The organism is Vibrio sp. OPT46 (assembly GCF_015163535.1).
Classification (GTDB): Bacteria; Pseudomonadota; Gammaproteobacteria; order Enterobacterales; family Vibrionaceae; genus Vibrio; species Vibrio alginolyticus.
In genome coordinates, this window is the sequence record NZ_JADDYG010000291.1 from 11,369 (window position 1) to 30,802 (window position 19,434).

General features: G+C 41.1%; 16 protein-coding genes and 4 pseudogenes. 6 read left to right on the forward strand and 14 right to left on the reverse strand.

The annotated features are described in order from the left end of the window. The 7 genes and pseudogenes from IQR33_RS32975 to IQR33_RS12930 form a co-directional block, all read right to left on the reverse strand. Window positions 1–411, reverse strand: a 411-nt coding sequence (locus tag IQR33_RS32975) for a helix-turn-helix domain-containing protein (protein WP_228013881.1), incomplete at its 3' end; no start/stop codon positions are given. Window positions 412–791: 380 nt separating this feature from the next. Beyond that, a complete protein-coding gene (locus IQR33_RS12905) occupies window positions 792–1,370 on the reverse strand; it encodes a TetR/AcrR family transcriptional regulator (protein WP_140184047.1) in 579 nt (192 codons plus the stop codon). A gap of 16 nt (window positions 1,371–1,386) precedes the next feature. Further along, window positions 1,387–1,926: a carboxymuconolactone decarboxylase family protein gene (locus IQR33_RS12910; RefSeq protein ID WP_140184048.1), complete on the reverse strand. Its 540-nt coding sequence runs from the start codon at window positions 1,924–1,926 to the stop codon at window positions 1,387–1,389. A gap of 12 nt (window positions 1,927–1,938) precedes the next feature. Continuing rightward, window positions 1,939–2,358, reverse strand: coding sequence for a PACE efflux transporter (locus IQR33_RS12915; RefSeq protein ID WP_193838139.1), 420 nt, complete (start codon window positions 2,356–2,358; stop codon window positions 1,939–1,941). 314 nt (window positions 2,359–2,672) lie between these two features. Continuing rightward, window positions 2,673–3,499: pseudogene (locus IQR33_RS12920) on the reverse strand (IS5 family transposase). 562 nt (window positions 3,500–4,061) lie between these two features. Next, a complete protein-coding gene (locus IQR33_RS12925) occupies window positions 4,062–5,030 on the reverse strand; it encodes a PhzF family phenazine biosynthesis protein (protein ID WP_140184050.1) in 969 nt (322 codons plus the stop codon). Between the two features lie 18 nt (window positions 5,031–5,048). Next, on the reverse strand, window positions 5,049–5,531 hold the full coding sequence (locus IQR33_RS12930) for a tetratricopeptide repeat protein (protein ID WP_140184051.1): 483 nt from the start codon (window positions 5,529–5,531) through the stop codon (window positions 5,049–5,051). Between the two features lie 241 nt (window positions 5,532–5,772). On the opposite strand from IQR33_RS12930, the gene IQR33_RS12935 reads away from it, so the two are divergent. Both IQR33_RS12935 and IQR33_RS12940 read left to right on the forward strand, forming a co-directional pair. Continuing rightward, window positions 5,773–6,390, forward strand: coding sequence for a nucleotidyltransferase domain-containing protein (locus tag IQR33_RS12935; RefSeq protein WP_140184052.1), 618 nt, complete (start codon window positions 5,773–5,775; stop codon window positions 6,388–6,390). 203 nt (window positions 6,391–6,593) lie between these two features. Next, window positions 6,594–6,857, forward strand: coding sequence for a hypothetical protein (locus IQR33_RS12940; protein ID WP_140184060.1), 264 nt, complete (start codon window positions 6,594–6,596; stop codon window positions 6,855–6,857). A gap of 204 nt (window positions 6,858–7,061) precedes the next feature. Here the strand turns inward: IQR33_RS12940 and IQR33_RS12945 are convergent. Then, window positions 7,062–7,663 (reverse strand): annotated as a pseudogene (locus tag IQR33_RS12945) (DUF2913 family protein). 409 nt (window positions 7,664–8,072) lie between these two features. Between IQR33_RS12945 and IQR33_RS12950 the strand changes: the two are divergent. Together IQR33_RS12950 and IQR33_RS12955 are read left to right on the forward strand one after the other, a co-directional pair. Continuing rightward, complete coding sequence (locus IQR33_RS12950) at window positions 8,073–9,602, forward strand: DUF4041 domain-containing protein (RefSeq protein ID WP_180818107.1); 1,530 nt, start codon at window positions 8,073–8,075, stop codon at window positions 9,600–9,602. Between the two features lie 557 nt (window positions 9,603–10,159). Then, on the forward strand, window positions 10,160–10,426 hold the full coding sequence (locus IQR33_RS12955; RefSeq protein WP_193838138.1) for a hypothetical protein: 267 nt from the start codon (window positions 10,160–10,162) through the stop codon (window positions 10,424–10,426). A gap of 232 nt (window positions 10,427–10,658) precedes the next feature. Here the strand turns inward: IQR33_RS12955 and IQR33_RS12960 are convergent, their stop codons facing one another. From IQR33_RS12960 to IQR33_RS12970, 3 genes and pseudogenes are all read right to left on the reverse strand, one after another. Continuing rightward, the gene (locus tag IQR33_RS12960; protein WP_193838137.1) at window positions 10,659–11,120 is read right to left on the reverse strand and encodes a hypothetical protein; all 462 of its coding nucleotides are present in this window, start codon (window positions 11,118–11,120) and stop codon (window positions 10,659–10,661) included. A gap of 69 nt (window positions 11,121–11,189) precedes the next feature. Next, window positions 11,190–11,649 (reverse strand): annotated as a pseudogene (locus IQR33_RS12965) (transposase); the annotation flags it as partial. A 340-nt stretch (window positions 11,650–11,989) separates the two neighbouring features. Next, window positions 11,990–13,021 (reverse strand): IS110 family transposase, encoded by a 1,032-nt coding sequence (locus IQR33_RS12970; protein ID WP_053315668.1) that lies wholly within the window; start codon window positions 13,019–13,021, stop codon window positions 11,990–11,992. Window positions 13,022–13,322: 301 nt separating this feature from the next. Between IQR33_RS12970 and IQR33_RS12975 the strand changes: the two are divergent. Beyond that, window positions 13,323–15,641: pseudogene (locus IQR33_RS12975) on the forward strand (AAA family ATPase). Between the two features lie 66 nt (window positions 15,642–15,707). Continuing rightward, window positions 15,708–16,721, forward strand: coding sequence for a restriction endonuclease (locus IQR33_RS12980; RefSeq protein WP_025501041.1), 1,014 nt, complete (start codon window positions 15,708–15,710; stop codon window positions 16,719–16,721). A gap of 295 nt (window positions 16,722–17,016) precedes the next feature. Here the strand turns inward: IQR33_RS12980 and IQR33_RS12985 are convergent, their stop codons facing one another. The 3 genes from IQR33_RS12985 to IQR33_RS12995 form a co-directional block, all read right to left on the reverse strand. Continuing rightward, on the reverse strand, window positions 17,017–18,771 hold the full coding sequence (locus tag IQR33_RS12985) for a GGDEF domain-containing response regulator (protein WP_074190735.1): 1,755 nt from the start codon (window positions 18,769–18,771) through the stop codon (window positions 17,017–17,019). Between the two features lie 16 nt (window positions 18,772–18,787). Next, entirely contained in the window at window positions 18,788–19,216 is a 429-nt protein-coding gene (locus IQR33_RS12990; RefSeq protein WP_025590354.1) for a response regulator, read from the reverse strand. Beyond that, a partial coding sequence (locus IQR33_RS12995) for an ATP-binding protein (protein WP_193843752.1) occupies window positions 19,213–19,434 on the reverse strand: 222 nt, incomplete at its 5' end. The genes IQR33_RS12990 and IQR33_RS12995, both read right to left, overlap by 4 nt.

Consider the following 19,434-nt stretch of genomic DNA (forward strand, 5'->3'; position numbering starts at 1 on the left):
CTGACGTAAATGTTTCCAGAGCATGCCTCCGTTGGCTTTATCGGTCCAAATGTGCTGGTAAATAAGCTCATGGCTCATCACTGGATAGCCATGTAAACGGCAATACCCAACGATTTGGTCAGGACTCCAATCGAGCATTATAAGCGCGTCAATAATTTTGAAATCGTGCTTGGTATACCGCTTGTTACGCCGTGATCGGCTCAACCTGTTTCTAGCTCTTTGTTGCGCTCTAGCTGGCTGATAGGAAGGGTTGGGGCGATAGGCGTTGTATCGAGAGTTACGTTTAAATTCTCGGTAGATAGTGCTCTTGTGACGCCCTAGCTCTTTAGCGATGTTGACGACACTAATGCCTTGCTTTCTAAGTGCGGACATCATATACCTTTCATTCTCAGTGAGGTGTGTGTAATTCATGGTTTTTCACTTCTTGGCGGGAGTAAAACTTATGAATAGCACATCTCACTGTTTTAAATTTCAGGGGTGTCGCACTTCGTACTTGAATCCAAGCAATAGATGATGAAGTAAAAGTCCCTAGTCCAACAGAGTTTTGTGAAATGTGAATTTAAAGTGGGCTTGTCTCAAGCAGCTACAATTTTTCTATTTCTACTTTTAGTTCGAACCATAGAGTTTCTGGAGGACACCCACTAGATTGCGAGGATGCTCTTTCTCCCTACACACGGGAGGGATCAGATGCATCGCTTTCCACTCCCTTGTATCGTATGTGCCGTCTCTCGAGCTATCTTTGATAGCTATGCGTGTTTGTTCGAGTAGTTTTAGGGGATTACAAAACAGAATTAGTGGTTACAAATCTTTAAGATAATCTCGATGGTTTCATCAATAAGAACATGTCTATCCTCTGTGGTTTCTTGCAAATAAACACCCAAAGATTCAGTAATGCTAAATATCGAAATTTGCATCAGCGTGGTCAAAGGCTTTTCGTTGGATAACATAAATGGCGATAATATTTTCTCAATCACTCCGCAGAAATAGTCCCTGATATCGCTTTCTATACCAGTGTGCTCTGGATAGGCTTTTAACGCCGAGACAATATCATCATAAACTTTCCCATGAGTTTCGACACAGTTGATGTAAGACGATACGTAAACGGCGATGGCACTGCGCAAATTATTTGATTGCATTTTAATCAGGCTATTCATTTGGGATGACAGCTCATCATCACAGCGCCGAAATAGCGAATACAACAGCATTTGGCGATTTGAAAAATGATTGTAAGTAATGGGCTTAGTTACACCAGCTTTCTTTGCCAGACTGATCAGAGTCAGGGCGTCCGTTCCCTGCTCTTTAACCATATCGAAAGCCACATCCAGAAGCTGGTTATAACGTTCTTCCTTTTTAAAACGAGACTTCAACATGACTTTCCTTATTTTTCTACGCAAAATCAACTTTGGGGAAATCAATCTTTGGTTGAGTGATGTTATTGACCCAATTACTAAACGTGTTTAGAGCAGTCCATGCACATATCTGAATGATCTGGCCTTCGGTAAGTCCATGAGCTAACGCCGAGTCAACATCTTCTTTACTCAAATGTCCTTGCTTTTCAAGAACCGTTCGAGCCAGGGATAAAATAGCTTGATCACCCAAGTTTGTTGCTTTAGCCTTCTGAGCATCAGCACATTCCTGCGATGATAACCCAATTTTCTTGGCAGAAAAAGTATGGCCAGATACACAATAATGGCACTTGTTGTAGTAAGCAACACAGAGTGAAATCAGTTCTCGTTGGCGAGCGGTGAGACTCCCAAAGTCTTCAAGACTTTGTTCAAAGTCTAAATACCCCCTCAGGCTTACACCATCAATACCTAGGGCGGCATAAAAGTTCGGGATCATGCCGTATTTTTTTTTGAAGTCCGTCAGAATTGGAGCTGCTAGCTCGTCTGCCGTTTGAATGGTCCTTAGTTTAAAGCTTTTCATTTCATCCCCCTTTTACTGTGCGGAAATTGGTAAACCGAAAATTAGATCGAATAACCAGTTATACAAGAATGTAAAGAACATAAAGAACAGAGTGAGCCCGGCATCTAACAGGAATGCATCCCAGAGGCTAATGCTCAACCACCCAGAAAAAATGGGTAAGGTGACAGTTATAAAACCCACCTCAAAACCAACAGCGTGTAACACTCGTCTTCGAAAGCCTCTTCCACGGGTGCTCAATGTTTTTTCCCAGAGCTCAAACAGAGTGTTGTAAAGCGTGTTCCAAATAACAGCCAGTACTACAGTGATTATTCCAAGTAGTACCGGATGTCCTGAATCCTCTTCTGCCCATGCATGAAACGCTATACTGATTAGTACTAAAGTAATAGCTTCATAAAAAAATACATAAGTAATTCGTCGTTTTATACCTTGCATTGTTCTCTCCTCAATATTTCAAATTAATTTTTATTAATTTGAGAAAACAGGAGGACAGTGAGTGCATCGGGAAGCTTTCGTTTTGTCGTGCTCCCGTACAACCCAAATGTACACACGACTTAACCAATAGGATTTCTGTGTCATAGAGTTAGTTACTAATGGTAATTTACAATTAATTATACCAATGGTAACTTAATCGGGCAAGTGAACTAAAACAACTTTTTCCCTGCAATGTTTCACTTTAGAGAAGGGACTTTATGGGCTTTGTTGCCTAATTCAGCGTAAGAGCGAGCGCTAGCTAAATCGTTCGTATTTTAAACAATATACTGAGTTTCGGGCATACCTATCCCAGTTAGCTTGTTGTGTGCTTTGATCATGGCGTAGGTCTCACCAACTTGTGCGTTGTAATTTCGAAGCTTGAGTGAAGCACCTAGTAGTTGTTTTACGCGATACATAGCGGTCTCCGACAATGAACGCTTATGGTATCCATACTTCTGTTTCCACTTTTTGTTCGAGCCATAGAGCTTTTGGCAGCCAACTGCCAGATTGCGTGGATGCCCTTTTTCCCAGAAAGCTGCCCCCTCACGCGGAGGGATTAGAGGTATCGCTTTCTTAACCCTAATCGCCCTGTGACACCTGATAGTGTCAGCTCAGCGGCGATAATTTCATGTGTATCTGTATCAATCGCAAGATGGAGTTTACGCCAGACTCGACGCTTGCCATCGGTTCCATGCTTTTTCACTTTCCATTCTCCCTCACCGTATACCTTAAGACCAGTTGCATCGATGGCCAGGTGTTGGATAGCGCCTCGTGTTGAGGTTTTGAAATTAACCTCTACATCCTTAGCTCGGCGACTTATACAGGTATAGTGAGGGCAAACCAATGGGACGTTCGCCAATCTAAAAACAGAGTCGATAAGGCCTTGTAACGCCCTTAAAGGTAAGGAAAAGATGCGCTTTACCATGAGAGCCGTCGTGATAGCGAGATCACTAAACAGTCTTGGTTTGCCACGTCTTTCCTGTTTTGGGTGTTTCCACTCAGTTATGGCTTCCTCGTCAATCCAGAACGTCAGTGAACCTCTGTTGATCAAGGAGTTATTGTACTGATTCCAGTTAGTTGTTTTGTATCGAGGTTTAGGCATGAGGCTACGATGATTGATGGGTGTAGCCGATCAGATCGTAGCTTCTTGATTTAGTTCCATCGATTTAAGAAACAAAGCCTACTCTTACTCCAAATTCAGATTTATCAGAAAAGAAAAACGCAAGAGTGGTAATGTACGCGTGGGGTGATGCTGATGTTGATTTATTGAGAAACCAAATAGAGTTCGTTGGTTCCGAAGGCTACGTAGCACTGCATATGAATGACTTATGGAGTGCATTCAAAAAATGGGGTCTTGAGTTTTATGAAAGAGTTTTCGAATGACATGGAGGCCCAAAAGCGGGCGAGGTCGCACTTTTCCGCTTCTCCAGCAGGACGTTTAGGCACAGTCAAATACAGGGGAGAGTTGCAGGAGAAGGAGAACAATAGATTTCTATTTATGAATGGGCGCGGTGTGTACTTCTGACACGACGATTTGCTTTCGATATGAGCTCAATGAGACACGAGCTATTAAATTCTCACATCAAGGGTGTTCACCATCCTGATTCAGGGCGGAGAACTACGCTTGATAAAACAATTAAGTGTGATCTAACAAGACTGATGTATTACGCCTTTGATGGCATAGGGCGCACCGAAGAATAACGACGCCAAGCTTCGCATAGTCGTAGGTCTTCAATGTGAGATAAACTTATCGGCACCTCCTTCATTCCTTCCAACGAGGCTTGACCTCCGACTCTAACCCGACGAATGATATCTTGTTTAGAATCAATGGTAACTTGAATCAAAGATAAAGCCCCCATTGCGCGTCCTTGCTCTAAAGAGAACGTTAATCTATCAGTGATACCATGCTTAGCAAGATAACAACCTAAAGCCCCACTCGCACTGCCTGTAGCAGACTCCTCATTTATGCCATACAGTGGTGCAAAATTTCGGCATTGAGCAACGGTTGACTTCTCATTACAGAGTTCAAATATGTGGAAGCCGATAGTATTGAACTCTTGGCTTAGCTTAGATATCGCAGCAAAATTAGGCGTTAGGCTATCTAAATGCCCAGCCGCCAAAGGAATGAAGACATCTGGTAGACCTGTCGAGATGATTTCAATGGGCAATCCCGTATTCGTAATAGCCTCGCTTTGAATACCAAGAGCATCCGCGATTTTATCAACGCTAGGAGCGCGACGAAACTGAGGTTTGGTTTGATCCATTATAATAGAGCCATCATCGACGGCTACATGGAGAATACCTGCTTTTGTTTGTTGTGTGTAACCACCTTGCTCAATGAACCCCTGCGAAGCCAATACGAAAAATGCAGCCAAAGTAGCATGACCACAAAAGTCCACTTCTCCTTCAGCAGTAAAAAATTCCACTTTGAAATCAGTTTCATTATTGGCGTATACAAAGGCCGTTTCGGAAAAACCAACCCGCCGTGCGATATATGTTTTTTGTTCTGTACTGAGGGAGGGAGGGCCTAAAACAACGCCAGCAGGATTCCCTCCAGAGTCATCTTTGGTAAACGAGTTAACCAGGTAGACGTTAATAACATGATCAACCGCATGTGTCGTATCAATGGTCACAGCTTCATTTCCTTAAAATTACCAAGTTCGATCTAAGTCTTGCGCGTAAAGCTTGATAGCTCGTTTGTACGTTAAAATGTCCTCTGAGCTTGTTGTGTCAACCAGAAGGTTCAACAACAGCTCAACCGCTTTTTTATGCTGTCCAAGGTTATACAAACACATTGCATAAAATGGCATCACCTCCGTTGCATTAGGGAAAAGAGCACGTGTTCTTTCAAACAAAGCGGCGGCATCATGATAGTTACCGAGACTTCTGTACGTACTAGCCAGTCCAAACAGAGCCTCAAAATGGTCGCTCTCATCGAGGTCACCAGTTAGTGCGGCGTTATAATGCTGAACCGCTTCTGACTCAAGCCCTTGATTATCATAAGACCATGCGATATGAAGGTGCGCTTGAGGTGCGATATCTTCGTTGCTAAGAAGGCGTGTCAATAATTTTCGGCTTCCCTCAAAATCACCGTTATTCCTTAACTCGATAGCCCGTTTAATATGCTCATTCATAGATTTCTCGTTTCCTTCCAGTCATTAAGTGGTCGCTTTTTACTATGTTTTAAAGTTTAAAGCTTGTAAAAAAACAGCACATAAGATGAGTGTGAGCATCGACGATGTCAAATCAGGTAAACCATCACAAATTCATCATAGAAATGAGTAAATTGACTTATTAGCGACGATGAAATGAAGATGATCCTTCAATACGACCATTATTTTTAAGTTTATGATTTATGGGGATTAAGGAGCAGGAATGGACGAATTGCAGGCTCGGATTTGTGAAGAGCTAAAAAACAAGTATAACCCCCACACCATTATCTTATACGGCTCATATGCACGAAATGAAGCGAACGAGTCTAGCGATATAGATGTTGCTTGCTTCTGTGATGATACGCAAGAGTGCAAAGATGCGAGAATGTTTCACGGTGTCTTTTTAGATGCGGTTGTGTATCCGACGGCTTACTTAGACTCGGTGCCAGAAGAAGCCCTGAGATTCGGTGATGGTGTTGTACTTTACGATGAGCGCGGACTTGGTGTCGAGTATCTCTCAAGAGTAACGCAATGTTTAGAAGTGGGGAGAAAGCCTTTGTCTGGAGATGACGTAGCGTATTTGAGAGAATGGGTAGAGAAAATGTTACTTCGAGCAAGCGCAGAAGATTTGGACGGCAACTATCGTCGAACATGGCTGCAATACGAGCTATTAAGCCTTTATTTTGAAGTGCGAGGTTTGTGGTTTCTTGGTTCAAAGAAGAGTTTTAATTATCTGAAGAGTCAAGATAAATCGACGTATGATTTATTTGTTCAGATGTATCATGAGCCTAACAATCTCGATGTATTAAGAAGATTAGCGGCGATAGTCATCAGAGTTTAATGGTCAATACTTGGGTTGTACGTCTAGTAATGGTGTTAACTTATGCAATAAAGCTCGAGTAAGTGGTCAAGGTTGAGAGTTCCCACGGCGTAGAGCCAGCTTTCACGTTGTAGGGTTAAGCCTAGATGAGAATGCTTTGCTGTAGAGTGATATGAATCATGTCTAAAAGTGAACCGTTAAAGATAAAAAGTAGAGCACAAAAGATGAAAAGTGGCACCCCACAAGACTATAGCGAAGATATGTATAAGTTCTACTTTGAAGTTGGCGAGTGGGAAGGAGATGCTCTCGCAGTTATTGAATCATTTCTTGGTCATTCTCGCTCGAAGAATATCATACACGTGGAGTTTGGATATGAACTAGCTATGCCTATCCAATGTGTACCAGACTTAGTGACACTTCTGAATGAGAAAAACATAGCCATTTATCAGGTAGTGCGTGGTGAAAAAACAGACGAATCATGGCGATAATGGTCAACTTCATATAATAAATTGTTCAAGAGTGGTTCAGCACGCGTGGCATTTTTTGTATGCGGCGGTTGTGGTATTGAAGTGCCATGCACCCGCTTAGTCATTGCGTACTTCACCTTTTATTGGGCGTTAACTCATAGAAGTTTTTATCTGAAACTGACGAGTTAGGGTGGAAGTTCTAACTCGGAAGTGTCCAACTTCGATCTAGCTGGTGAAGCCAGCTTTTTTTGCAGGGTGTACTAAGATGTGGGCTTGATGTATCTCGGTGTCCCACTCTTTCATTTCAGCAAGAAACAGGCCGTGAGCATTAATCGAATTGATAAGTTCTGGTGCACGCTCTAGTTGGATAAGCATCGATAACGGGGTGACTTGATTGTGTTCTTGGTCAAAACCGTGTTCGACTTGTTCCTCTAGCATATAAAGAATTCCAGGCTCCGCTTCACTACCCTCCTCAAACAGTCTTGATTCGATACCCTCTACGTCATAAAGGTGTACGAGTAGGTTATTAAGCTTTTCAGCAAAGACGAGTTTTGTATGCTTCGACTGTGAATTAAGTTGATGCAGTTTCATTTCTAGGTTCCCACCTTTTTTCTTGCTACGCTGAGCATCAGTTTGATGTCTTTTTTGATATTCGATAACGACTTATCGTTGAGCTTTGGCTTAAGGTACTTTATCGGTATGTCATTGCGTGATGTTACTGGAACAAAACGGGAAGATGCGGATACCTGACACAGCAAATGAAGCAGGGCGTGGGTAATGACGTTGTGAAGGTTGTGGTAGTAGTCAAAGTCTCGTTTGATTTGCATAGCCAAGGTAGCGTTGTGGGTGGATTTTAAGAATATGGGGGCTCGGCGTTTTAAATCAACCGTAATAATGAGTTCGGGAGTGGTTTCCCATACATAGAGTTATTCGTGAATTGCTAATGTTCGATTTTCCGAAAATGATAATTGTCCAGAGCTTTCACAGTTGCTACTCCGTAACTCAGAAGTGCCCCATTTTTAATTAGAGTAGGAATTCATTCACATCCTGCTAATCTGGCTTTTCCATACAAATACTAATAGAAAGCCTCGAAGCATGTTGACACATGAAGTCAGGATGATTGACTCACATTTTCCGCACACAAATATCTCTATTGTGACATTTGCTCGGTTACACGAGAGTAGATATTAGTTATCTTATCAGTTTCATATTTAATGAGAAGGTAGGGGGCGGTAAATGGAACAATTTTCACTAACTTACATGCTAATAGGAGCTATAGTAATCTTGCTTGTTGTCGGGATTTTTTGGGTAAGAAAGTCTTCAAAGCTGAGTCAGAAACTGGCAGTTACAGAAACTCAATTATCAGAGGCAGCAACAGCAATCGAAGAGTATAAAGAAAAATACTCTCAGATATTTGATATTGAAGCTGAGTGCGAGCAAATCAAGGATCAGCTGAAAATTGACAAGAAAGAGATAGAAGAAAAAGCGCGTCAAGCCTTACGCGAAATCGAATTCAAGAGAGACGAGGCAATTACGAAACGTCAATCTGTTGAAGAGCAGATCAGTGAACTTCAGGTCGACTACAAAAGTAAGAAAATCACTTATGACTCTTTAACTACGCAAATCGCCATATTCAGCGAAGATATTGAGCTTATCGAACTCGGATTCTATGAGCCAAAGTTCGATTTTGATGCATCTGAAACATTCAAAGAAGAGATCAAGAAATGTAAAGAGTGCCAGAAAACCTTGTTGAGAGAGAAGTCTTCCAGTGGAGCGATACACTGCTACCGCGAATGGACTGTAGACGGCTCTCGAAGCGAAGGCAAGAAAATGACCAACAAGAGTATTCGTCTCACCGCAAGAGCCTTCAATAACGAATGTGAAGCAGCTATTGCCAACTGTACGTGGAAAAACGTTACAAAGATGGAAGAACGTATAAAGAAAGCGTTCGCCGCAATCAATCAGCTAAATGAACCGAATGCTATATCTATTACAGAGCGTTATCTCAAAGAAAAGTTAAAAGAACTCCAATTGACTTACGAATATCGTGAAAAGAAACAACGCGAGAAAGAAGAACAGGCGGAAATCAAAGCACAAATGCGTGAAGATGCAAGAATAGAGGCAGAGATAAAAAAAGCAGAAGCGGAAGCTATAAAGGAAGAAAAACGTTATCACAAAGCTTTGGATGCTGCGAGAAAAGAGCTTGAAAAAGCTAGCGATGAAATGAAATCAGAACTAGAAAAACAGATTGCAAAGTTACAGGCAAACTTAGAGGAAGCAGAGCGCAAGCACCAACGTGCTCAATCAATGGCTGAGCAAACTAAGCAAGGTCATGTTTATGTTATTTCTAACATTGGATCGTTTGGGGAAAATGTCTACAAGATAGGCATGACCCGTCGATTAGAACCAATGGATAGAGTGAAAGAGCTTGGAGATGCTTCAGTACCGTTTACCTTTGATGTACATGCAATGATTCATACTGATGATGCTCCAACTCTAGAGAAGAAGCTTCACGATAAGTTTGATACTCACCGATTGAATATGATTAATCGCCGTAAAGAGTTTTTCAGTGTTTCGCTGGAAGAGATCAAACATGCGGTAAGTGACTTTACCGATCAGTCTGCGGAGTTCATTGAAACAGCTATTGCACAGGACTATTACGAAACACAAGCGATGAACAAACAGCGCCTAGCAAGAGAAGGAAAGTTAGAAGGAGAAGAGTTATCGTCTTCCAGTGCTCTCCCCAAATTTGCTGATGTCTTGTAGATCGCCTTATAGATTTTACTGAAAGGGGCATACAGTAATTTGAAATGTCCCACTTCGTGACAGCTTTGTCAATCTGGCACGATTATGCCCCATTTCGCGTTACAAACCCATCACGCAGCCTGCGTGATGCAACTTGCATGATGAACTTAAAACCGGAAAAAGCACGTGAGAAACAAGTAAATATTGCCCCTAAAGATTTCAGAACGCATTGTTTTGGCAATAGAGCTGTTGCAAAATTTGCAATAGTTGCTTGAATAATGAGAAAGTTCAGTTGTTGCAGATTCTGCAACAACTCATACCTGCCCCAAGACGTGTTTAGTGCGCATGAAACCAATAAGAGATTTATTTGTGCAACAAGCTGCTGCACAATTAGGAAATTGCCTGCTTCATCGAATGTTCAACAGGCTGTTGGACAAACTCCAACCCCAATTTTGCAACAGCCTGTTGCAAAAATCACTATGAAGCACTTCTGCCCCTTTCCTTGTTTCAGAGCTAATTTCTAGCTGCTCACTATGCTATAAACTATCTTATGTCATTTTTGGATCGAGAAGTAAGTTATGAGTAAAAAACTGTTGTCAGAAAAAGACCTTTTAGAAGGATTAACAAGTCATACTTCGCACACCGATGAATTCTCGACTACAAGTGAAAAAGATTGGGGGGCTTATTCGGAAGGTGCGGATAAGGCGGATGTCGACTTTCTAGTTGAACGACGTGATGTTTTTGACTCTTCCCGAATTGAATTTGAGGAAGATGAACAAGACCGAGAACTAGTTAAGCAAAGAGAAAACTCCCCAGAAATTGACGTTGATATTGATGAGTTGTGAACCAGTATATTTGTGTTTCGGAGTTCATCACCAGAATCAAAAAAGCCCCAAAGTGTATCAACTTCTCATTTGTTTGAATTGCCACCCGACCGAAAAATAACAAAAGTTAGATTTAGCGATGATATGAGCGTAAAAGCTACGCTTTAGTTACTTAAATTGGATCATTTAGGGCTGGATCTATACGAACGAGCTAAAGAGCAGAGTAAATATTTAATAGTAACTAAGAATAAGCCTAACTGTTCTTTGAGAGATTCAGAGCTATGGTAGATTGATAGAACGGAGCTGAGTAATCCTGAAAGATATGGTTGAATTGCTCACGGCTATCAAGCACAAAAGCAACTCGAACGTGGTCTAGGTTGTATGTCGTCAAAGCAGAGCGTAACCAACCCGCCAACGAACTCTCCAAAAGCGCTCTACAGCCTACGAACCACACCCATGTTTGCTGATCACTTCGAATAACATCTAAGATTTCTGACTTGTATCGATAACCATCTCCCATTGAAGTTAGGTCGATGTACACAACATTAGCTCCCAGTCCATGGTTAATGCGATTGTACGTATCTTGAAGTTCTTTACCGCATTCACTATCAAATGTGTGAAACCTCATCACGCCCAACTCCCAATAGCCGCGTATTAAGCGTTCTGGTGTACCTACAGGCCAGCTATCAAAGGTGTATAAGCTATCTTTACGCATCTACGAAACTTATTTTTATGAACGGATTAGATAAGTGAAGTCCAATGGCTGGACACATAAGCCAATATTTTAAGTGATTGAACCAGCCCATGCAGCGTATCTCTGTCTGTCAAAGTAGACTTAATGAGGGTGAGGTCATTGAGTACCTGGTGTTTACGCTCCTCATTATAAAACACCATGTAGTGCCCGATTTCAAGCTCTGCTTCACGGGGTGTGCTGTAAGCTTTTAAGTAAATCTCCTCGTATTACAGACTTCTCAATAGTCGCTCAATAAAAAGATTGTCAATCCAGCGACCTTTTCCGTCCATGTTGATCCATATCCCCCTGATTGAGCAACCTCTGTGTGAACTCAGTGCTAGTAAACTCGCAGCCCTGATCGGAGTTAAAGATATCGGGTGGTCCGTAGTATTGGAGCTCCTCTTCGAAAACCACGATACATAAAACTTGTACCCATGATGTTCGATAACCGCGAGGACAAAACCTTACAGTTATACCAGTCGATAATGACAACCAAGAACAGGAGCCCTTTTGTTGATAGTTCGTTCATTGACAAGAAAGTTTGTCACTTTTTCCTCTGTCGGTTTAACTTGACAGAGGTGATATGAACTGCCTATAGCAAACACGCCTTTGCCCCATTCCTTATATGGAATCCACGTATTTACAAAGTGATTTAGCTATTAAAGTTAAGATGCGGTCGTATATTCGGCTTCTTATTGAAGGGGCTACCTTCTAGCCTTTGATGTTTTGCGCACCTACTGTCCTCATCGTGCTATCAGCTTTAAAAGCATGAAGGAATGGTCAGGTTTTCAGTAGGTTGGTCTTACCTTTTATGCTTCATCATTTTGTAAAATCTAAGAATCTGTTAGTAATTAATTTGCGAGTAAAACAGGTTTGTATTCAGTCTCATACCGAAGCATTGCCCACGCTGTTCGTACCACCTTGTTAGCTAATGCGATGCAGGCCTTTTTGAAGCCAATACGATCAATGATACTCCTCAACCAAGCATCCTTCTGGGTCTTTGGTTTTTCGGGTAGTCGCCCAACGTAGGACATTGCACCAAGATAGAGAAGGGAGCGTAGCTCTTTCACGCCCCCGCACTTGTCGATCCCAATCATAAAGACCTTGCCACCTGAACTGTGTTGTTTTGGGGTAAGACCAACAAACGCTGAAGCTTGTCTACCATTCTTGAACTGCTTTCCATCACCAAGAGTTGTGTAGAGCATTGCAGCGGTTGTTTCTCCAACACCTTCAATTTCCATTAATCGTTGGCATGGCTCTATCTGACGCGTTAGAGCACTTTTCTCTTTTTCGAATGCGATGAGTTGTGCTTTCAGTTCTTTATATTGATTCCATAACATTGACAGAATGGAAACGACATTGGCTGGTATTGATGTTTCTCCATCAAGAGCTGTTTGAACCGACGCTTTTAAACCTTTTTCACCTCTTGGGTTAGCAACGCCATAACCTAACATCGTTCCTCGAATATGCTGTCCTAAAGAAACTACACTGCGAGATAAGAAACGGCGACTACTCTCTAAAGAATGCATTGACTGTTGCTCTAATGATTTTGGTCGGCTGTATTTGATACCTATTTGAATTGCTGCGTTAGCAATAGCAAGAGCATCATTGTGATCAGTTTTATGGCCTTCCAAGTACCCTTTCACTTTTTTGGGGTTAATGATGCGAACTTGATGCCCATGTTTTTCAGCAAGTTGCCCCCAGTAATGGCAACCGCAGCAGCCTTCCATTGCAACAATAGAAGGCTTTGCCTTAGCAAGAAACTCTTTCATTTTCTGTCGGCTTAAGGGCTTATTGGAAAGCAATTCACCATGAACACTGATATGACAGGCTTGAAGAACATTTTTGGCTAAGTCGATAGCGATAACATTATTCGTCAACATATTGGAATCCTTGTCTTGGTCTCATTCTCCTAAGTCTAATTGGCAAAGGAGGGAGTAGATTCCATACATCATGTTACCACTATCCCTTTCTAAGTTGTAAGAAAGTCATTTTCAATACTTGAACTTATGAAAGGCAAGACCAGAACTCATCGCTTGTCCTTTTTCCTACACTGACAGAACTGTTAGTAACCGAATGAAATATATTGTTTTAGTTGGATTTTGGATATGTATCACTGAAATTGTCCATATGCTGGCTATGGTTGAGATAGTTGGAAAATCAACCATATGCGGATAGACACGAATGATTAATGGTATCAGTAAGATAAAGAGCCTTCGTTCGTTTGGAATCTACGAGAACCATACGAATGTTGGGTGTGATGAGTTTGTGAGGTTTAATCTTATTTATGGATGGAACGGCTCTGGAAAGTCAACGCTTTCAAGATTGTTTAGAAGTATTGAGAATAAGTCTTTGAATAGCTTGTCGTATGAAACTCCGTCTTTTGATATTGAGTACAGTACTGACGGAACGAATGTAAATACTTTGACACAAGCTAATATCGAGACCAATCCACTCAACGTTCGAACGTTTAATAATGACTTTATTCAATAAAACATTGATTGGAGCGGTACGGTTAAGAGCATACTTCTAGTTGATAAACAGAAAATCTCAGAGCGTAAGCAACTTGACCAAAAGAAAAATGAGTTGAAGCAAAAACGAGAGGAGTCGAAGAGTGCCACCAAGACCGCCAGTGATTTAGAAGCCGAAATTAATAAGTTCCTCTCAGATACGGCGAAGAGCATCAAGATAAGCTTGAAAGTGATTGGAACAGATGACCGTAAGTATTTGAACTACAACAAAACGTCACTTGAGAAATTAATCACTTCCGACCCAACGGGGGTTAGTGACACAGACTCAGTACTTTCAGAGGAAGACATTGTTCATCATACGAAATCTGCCTCTCCTGTTGAAAAACCAAAAATTTCTTTGTCGATTTCACCTATACAAACAGACTTTTTTGAAAGTGATTTTAATGCACTGAAAGCATTAATGCAGAAGACCGCTGTAAATGAGGTAATAGATTTTTTAAAAGAAAACCCTGATGTCCAAACGTGGGTGTCTACTGGTATAAGTTTGCACGAAAAGCATGAATCAAATGAGTGTCACTTTTGTGGAAGTACGCTAACTGAGTCTAGGTTGACTTCGTTGAATAATCACTTTAGCGAGGCCTTTAAACTGTTAAAGGAAGAAATTGCGCAAGCTGACAAGTACTGCAAGTCGTTACCAGAAATCGATCTTCCAGCTGTAGATTCTTTTTTCGAAGAGTTTCAAGCTGCTTATAAAAAAGCTATAGCTCCACTCGACGAAATTAGAAGAAAAGTTTCAGACATTGTAAAGGGATGGGAAGATTGCCTCGTCCAGAAAACAAATGACCCTTTTGATGTTTCTATGGTAGTTGTAAATGTCCCTCAGAGTCTTATTGATGAATACAACAATGCTGTTGAAAGTATCAATGCTTGTGTGAAAGAGCATAATGACAAGTCAGGTAATTTCCAAGCTGTGACAGCGACACACAAACAAGCTCTTGAGCTACATTATGCTGCGGAGAAAGTTATTGATTTCGACTATGACATGAAGAAAAAGGCGTTAAAAGCGGAGCAGGATAAAGCTAAGAAAGTAAGTGATGAAATTACAGCTATCAATACAGAGGTAGTAAGGCTTGAGGCTGAGCTGTCAAATGAATCTATTGCGGTAGACCCTTTCAATGATGAGCTTGCTAAGTTCTTGGGGCGTACAGAACTTAAGCTAGAGTTTGATGCTAAAGAGAAAGGGTACAAAATATCTCGTAATGGCACTGGTAAGCTGGCTAATAACTTGAGTGAAGGTGAGAAAACAGCAATAGCATTCGTGTATTTTGTGACAAAACTTAAAGAGCATGATAACGATATCAAAGAAACTATAGTGGTTGTTGATGACCCAGTATCTAGCTTTGATTCAAACCACTTGTTCCATTCGTATTCATTTTTGAAAAAGCACTGCGAGAACGCTAAACAGCTATTTGTAATGACACATAACTTCTCGTACTTCAAGTTAGTCAGAGATTGGGTACTCAAGAAGAATAAATTCCCCAAGGGTAAAGACCCAATAATTAAATCAAGAGCATATACAATTGAAAGTACGTGTGACGGTGTTCGAAAATCTAAAATTGTAAGTGCTGGCGGTACGTTGACGGAGTACAACTCTGAGTATCACTACTTATTCTCAAAGCTGTATTCATTCAAAGACAAAGCGAATTTGAATATTGATGAAGCATACCTGTGCGCAAACTTATCGAGAAAACTACTCGAATCATTCTTGTGCTTCAAGCTCCCTAAGAAGAGAAGTAACTTTAGGCAGTTGGTAGATGATGGTACGCGAGGGTATTCAGATATCAAGTCAGAGGATGTTGAAAAAGTATATCGCTTTATAAACAAGTACTCGCATAACCAAGAGATAGAACTGGAAGATAATGCAGATAACTTGTTAGGTGAATCACCCGCTATTTTGAACACAATCCTAGACATGGTTAAGACAATAGATGAGCACCATTACAATGAAATGGAAGCGGTAGTAACAGCTTAAGGTTGGTTGATTGCGTTGTTCACGTCTTGATGCAACGTTATACCCTCCAGTGAATTACGAGGAATTATGGCAAGAATTTGGTTTTCTCCTGGTGACCTTGCCGATCATCTCCATGAGATAATAGGTTACAAAGCAGGTTTAGCTAGTTCAATTGAACAGATGTGCGATTTACTGTCAGGTACTGGATATGCTGATGATATATTGAGATCTGAAGGTAATGGGCTTGCTATTCGCTCTGAAGATTACGAGGATTTATATTACCAACTTTTATATAAGGTTGGTGTTACTGATACCCCAAGACAAGGATTGTTTACACAATCACAGTTCTTCATAAGAGCAATGAAAGAAAAAGGTTTAGATTACATTACTGATCTTCAAAATATTTACAGTAAACATTATAGACTGGGTGTAGAACTAGCAGTAAAAAACGGTCAAAGCTCTGTTGATCCTATGCCAATGCTAGCTGAAGCAATGGAAAGGTACGGAAAAACTGGAGCGAGTGACCTTATTGAATTGATGAAAATGTACGACGCTCATTTTCAGAATAGCCCTCATACTGCAGGGAGGTGGGAAGAATGGAAAGATATAGTCGATCTAAATGATTTATTCGAGAAACATCAACCTGTAGTTTCACATGGCACTTTCTTAGATCAACGCTTCATCAATTACCTGTCGAATAACTTGGCTAAATTGGGTGAAATCCACTGGCGAAAATTCGAAGAATTAATTAGTGAGTGTTTTAGTCAATCAGGATATAAAGTTGAACTTGGACCTGGTACCAATGATGACGGTGTTGATGTTCGTGTTTGGAATGATTCTGCTCAAATACACCCTGAATTTATCATTCAATGCAAACGGTATAAGTCGAAGATCGATAAAGTAACAATAAAAGGCTTATATGCAGACGTTTTAGAAGCGAAAGCAACAACGGGCTTACTAGTTACCACATCAGAATTTAGTCCAGGGGCTAGGACTACTATTTCAGCTCGAAGCTACCCAATTAAGGAAGTTAATGGGGAAAAGGTTTCTGAATGGATAAAAGCGCTGAGAACTCCAGGTTCAGGAGTTATCAGGATATAACATACAACTATAGCTTCAACATACTTTTTCTAATCTGACAGAAACGGATTGGAGTTATACATCTAACTCGTTTCTGTCCAACGGCTTGCTGACGGGGTAGATCATCGTAACGCAGAACTGCCCCATTATTTGGTAGACCTTTCACTCGTTCACATCCTTTTCATGGGCTTTTCCCCTACAAAAACTTATCCATTCTTCTAGTGGTGTTCGTTCGTAAACCCCAGTGTTGTATTACGGGGGTAAATTCCAAGAATAGGCGAAATTTGTCTAGGAGATCGGTGGCGGTCCAACTCACTTAACTCGGTGTCCAAAACTGACGGTGCGGATCACTTTTCCTCCCCCCTCTCTCCAAACTTTGGAGTAAATACCTCTTTTCAAAACTCTCTACGGTAAGTGGTTTGGAGTATTTAAATCCTTGAACTCTTGACACATTCATAGAGTTACAAGCTCTGTGTTGCTCAGGAGTTTCTATTCCCTCAGCAATAATCTCATAGTTAAGTGAGCGTGCAAGTGCACAGATGGCTTCAAACAACTGCCGAGAAGTGTGAACTTCGATATCCTTTAAAAAGCTGCGATCAATTTTGATAATATCGATTGGAAAGTATTTGAGATGAGATAAGGATGAATAGCCAGTACCAAAGTCATCAATGGCGATTTGAATACCTAACCGACTGAGCTCGTTTAACGTTTTCGAAGCGTTGCCTTTCGGGAGTAAACAGTTTTCAGTAATTTCAAACTCAATGTGAGAAGCACAGACTCCATACAAATGCAAAAATGCAGCAACCCTTTCGACCAGTTGAGGAGCGGATAGTTGTTTCGGAGAAAGATTCACTGCTAACGTAAAAGACTCAGGAAAGAAGCATGCTGTTCGCCATATCGACATTTGCCTAATCGCCGTTTCAATCACCCATTCACCAATATTCTCAATGAGCCCAGACTCTTCTGCAATTGGAATAAATACGTCTGGTGGGACGAAGCCTAGATCTGGATGATACCAACGAATCAACGCTTCGGCGCCAACAAGTCGCATTGATTTGTCAAATTGAGGTTGATAATGTAATTCGAATTCCTCTTTTTGTATGGCTTGCTTAAGGTTACTTTCAATGCGTAAACGTTGATCAACCGTATCATGAAAGGCTTTAGAATAGTACTGTGCCTGTTTTCGACCTTTCTCTTTTGCCCTGTATAGCGCGATATCTGAACACTTTCTCAACTCTAATGAGTTTGATGCACACTCAGGATAACTGGCTACCCCGATACTAATAGAAACCTCAATACATTGCTGGTCAATGTTGAAATTACTTTCAAACGCAGAGAGTATACGTCGTACAATTAAGTCAACCTGCTCTTCAGACGCTAAGTTAGTTGCAATCACTGCAAACTCGTCACCTCCTATACGAAATAGAGAATCACTATCTCGAGTGTTGTATTGAAGTCTTTGTGCTACTTCCTGTAAAACATGATCTCCCGTGACATGTCCATATTGGTCATTGATGTCTTTAAAACGATCCACATCGATGAGCAAGAGCGCTAAAGGTGTTTGACTGCGTGAAGCCATGAGTAAAAATTTCTTTAAGCGCTCATCAAAAAAGTGTCGATTAAATACCCCTGTTAACGTGTCAGTCTCAGCCAGTTGTTTTAGCTGAGTGTGAGTCTCGAGTACCTTTTGCTCTAAAAAGTAGCGCTCTGTTGCGATGATAATCGCTCTTCTCAAGCGGATCGAAGAAATTTCATTTTTCATCACGAAGTCTTGAGCACCCATCTCAATACATTTCAAAGCCAACTCTTCGTCATTACTATGGCTGAGCATGACAATAGACGTGGAAAAATCCGAATTTGATTTGAGTGCAATGAGCACTTCCATCCCCGTTGATGGTGGCAGTTGATAGTCCAGTAAAATCACATCAAAAGATTGTTTAAGGGCTTTGTCTAACCCTTCATGAGCAGTTTGCGCTTCTTCTATTATCGAGATAGGCAAATCTGTACTACGCAATGTTTTCTTAATTGCAAGTCTATCGATGGTATCGTCATCAATAATTAATACTTTCATATGCTGCCGCCATGAGTCATTGAACTGGTAATTCTACGATGCGCCAGTAGTTATCTAAAAAAGCAAGAACTTCATTAAAGTCCTGGCTCACCGAAGATTTGACCATGTAACCTGCGATATTTTTTTCATACGCTGCCGTAATTTCTTCATCTCTTCTCGAGGTGGTTAGCACAAAAATCACTAGAGAGCAGAGCTCATCATCTCTTCTCACTTCACCAAGAAATTCAAGTCCATTCATTCGAGGCATGTTTAAATCGAGAAGCACAATACAAGGGGGAGGTATTTCCCCATTTCGCAAGCATTCTAAGGCTTCTATTCCATCTCTAGCTCGGTAAATAGGGTTAAGTAACTTCAAAGTGTTGAGTGCTCGCTCGATGCCCATTGCATCAATATCATCGTCTTCCACTAAGAGAATATTAACAGGTTTACATTCAGGGGATGTCATGAGGCTTCCTTAACGAGTACGGGGCTATTTTTTTTGGGCCATGAAAAATGAAAAGCACATCCTCCGAGTGAGCTAGAGCCGATAGAATAATGGCATGAGTATAAATCCAGAACTTTCTTGATAATAGAAAGACCTAAACCACTTCCCTCAACAGTGTCTCTCGGTTGTAAGGTATGAAACAATTCAAACACTCTCTCCCTGAATTGTTCTGGGATCCC